General features: G+C 61.2%; 3 protein-coding genes. 1 reads left to right on the forward strand and 2 read right to left on the reverse strand.

The annotated features are described in order from the left end of the window. Positions 1 to 137: 137 nt before the first annotated feature. On the reverse strand, positions 138 to 917 hold the full coding sequence (locus tag AC1DY5_RS50140) for a DUF2092 domain-containing protein (protein WP_478121762.1): 780 nt from the start codon (positions 915 to 917) through the stop codon (positions 138 to 140). A gap of 61 nt (positions 918 to 978) precedes the next feature. Next, positions 979 to 1,641, reverse strand: a complete 663-nt coding sequence (locus AC1DY5_RS50145; protein WP_478121763.1) for a hypothetical protein — start codon at positions 1,639 to 1,641, stop codon at positions 979 to 981. 514 nt (positions 1,642 to 2,155) lie between these two features. On the opposite strand from AC1DY5_RS50145, the gene AC1DY5_RS50150 reads away from it, so the two are divergent. Further along, a partial coding sequence (locus AC1DY5_RS50150; RefSeq protein ID WP_478121764.1) for an RICIN domain-containing protein occupies positions 2,156 to 2,797 on the forward strand: 642 nt, incomplete at its 3' end.

Below are 2,797 nucleotides of genomic sequence, written 5' to 3' on the forward strand. Positions count from 1 at the left end.
CCGCCGCGGCCCCCGCCGCCGCCGCCGCGATCGCCCGCGGCCTCGGCCACAGGGGTCCACGCGAAGCTGACCAAGACCAGAACGGCCAGTGGAGCCGCAAGCATCTTGCTGAATGATCCTTTCATGGTGGCGCTCCTCTACTTGGCCTTCACCGGAACAATTTCGATTCGAGTCGCCCCCTTGGGGGGTGTGAACCTGAACGTCGCTTCGTTGAAGGCCGGTTTCAGATTCCATTCCATGAGGGTGATCGATTGCGGGCGCTCATCGTCACCACGGTTGGTGATCACGAGCTTGCGAGGCAAGGGCTTGCTGCCCGTCGTGATCCAGATCTGCCAATCGAAATTCCCCTGCCGAAAGGCATAGTGGTCGCAGAGACTGTTCCCGATGAAGTCCTGCCCGGCATTCATCGCCGATTCGATCTTGTCGACCGGCGCTGCCGGAGTTCCCCAGGTGAAAAGGTCGGACATCGGGATCTCGACGCCGTACCGCTCTTCCAGCTTGCCTACGAGGACGCTGTTGGGTTCCGAGAACTCGACTGTCGAGTAAAACTTCTGCGCGGGGACGTAGAGCGTGACCGTCTTGCCGTCATAGATGATCTCGCGCTCGGAGCGAACACTCCACATGCGGGCTCGCAACTTGTTCGGACGCTCCGCATCGACCGTTGCCGATGCCGTGTGCATCAGTTTCTGGCCGTCACTCAGAACGCGCTCGCCCGTCAGCGAGGTCGATGCTCGGAAGCGATCAAGCGTCTGCAAGAAGGCGCCCATGTCCTTGAGCGCCTGGATCGAAGCCGGATCGACGGGATTGGCGGCGGCCGGCGGGGCCGCGGCCGCGGCCGCCGGGGCAGTTTGTGCGTGAACGACCGGGACAGTCAGCATCAGGGCCAGCACGGGTGGTACAAGTCTTCCGAGTTTCATCTGTACTCCTTGGGGATGAACGGACTTCGCGAAGCGCCTGTCGCATGCCTAATCCGGCTTGTCAGTTGATCGAGAGCGCCACCGCTTCGGTGTAGGTCGCGTGCACCTGATCGCCAACCTTGATCATCTTCAATTGATTGGGATCCCGCACTTTCATGTCGACCTCGTACTCCGTTCCACGCAGCGTGATCATCTTGGTCTTTCTATTCACGGCGACAACATTCGCCGTGACTTCAACCGTCCTGCCAAGCTCACCGCCTGGGCGTTCACCTTGCGCTGTCCTGCTGCCGCTCACCGGGGAATCGATTCTGCTGCGTATTTCGTTTCCGTCCTTGATCAAGGTGAGTGTCAACGCCTGTGCGTAACGCACCGTCACCCGGTCGCCGACTTTGAGCTGTTCGAGGTTCCGCACCTCCGGACCTACTGCAAGCGCTGTCAGCCTGCCGTGGCCATCCTTGATGGTCACATGGCGTTTCTGGAGATCGATTGCCTCGACGACTCCGGTCGCCTTGATCACTTCCTTGATGGTTCCGGTGCCAGGTTTGGTTGACGCGGTGACCTCCGTGCCGGATTGGTCTTTCGAAATAGCCAGGGGCAGCAAGGTGCCAAGCACCACCGAAACGGTGAGCGATGTCAGAAGTTTCATAAGAATGCCTCTCTCGATGTGGCGAGCCATGCCGAGAATTGTCCGCCGCTCCACGGCCGCCACATTGACGATTGTCAAGTCCAGCGGACCTATCGGACACCTGCAGTACCGCGCGCTCGACGCGTCCAACGTCCTGGTCACCCAGGTGACTGGGGGCGCTCCGCTGATTGCACAAATCTGCTGATGAAGGTTGAAAGGCTCTTGTCAAACAGTTGGCGCGTAAGAATCTAATCGAGCCGAAGTCATGCTGCACCCGGACCCGCCGCACCACCCTTTCTTCAAGGAGGAGGCTCGTCACCAGCCCAGTCCGGGTGGGGTGCACGGGTTGCGCAGATCAGCGGAAACGGCAGCCTCATAAGCGGCATCGACGTGCAGGCGCGAAGGCGCGCTACGAAAAGCATCAAGGCCGACCGATACCCGCAGATTGCGGTGCGTGCCGGTCGCGCTGGACACGGTGCCCGAGCCATCGCCCCTACCAGTATTGACGCTCGGAGGCAAATGGTTCAGTCTCGCCGTGCCGGAACCAGCGGAGCAGGCGGTGTCGCAGTGGTTGGGGCATCGAGTCAGGCCGCGTCGCGACGGAGGTTGAAAAATGAATGCTGATCGTGGTGCGTTTCGCACTCCCAAGACTCGACTCGTTGTCTCATTGACCCTGTGGGCCACGGCCGCGCTCGCCGCTATGCCTCAGGCGGCGTCTGCCGACGTCCCATACTTCTACATCGTCAATTCGGGCACCCGCATGATGGCCGAGGTCCTTGCGCACCGGACCGACGATGGTGCGCCGGTCGTCCTTTGGCCGAACTACGGTGCCCCGAGCCAGCAGTTCAGCGTCCAATGGCTACCTCGTCCCGGCAATCCGGAGCCATTGCAAGAGCAGTGGTTCCTGCTACGGGCGAAGCACTCAGGCAAATGCCTGAAGACCAACGGCTTTCGATCCGGTGCAGCGATCGTCCAGGATACGTGCAGTGGAGACGCTTCTCAGATGTGGAGGTTGCGGGCCGTGGTCATGACGGCGGCAGAATGCCCCACCCGAATTCAATGCGTCATTGGACGCCGCACGGTCCTGGAGAACTATCACGATCGCGGGCGGCGATGCCTGGATGCGGCGAACGGTCACCTTCCCGGCCTGCCCGAACAAGGTGCCGGCTTACAGGCCTGGGACTGTATTGCCAGATTCAGCGCACCCAACGCTGCCAATCAGGAGTGGGAGTTGGTGGACGTGCAGGTATGGGAC

The sequence above is a fragment of the Variovorax sp. P4_D9 genome (genome assembly GCF_056401695.1).

What these genes read in the sequence shown, in the direction of transcription:
- AC1DY5_RS50140 (WP_478121762.1), bottom strand. Translation starts at nt 917, where the DNA reads ATGAAACTCGGAAGACTTGTACCACCCGTGCTGGCCCTGATGCTGACT.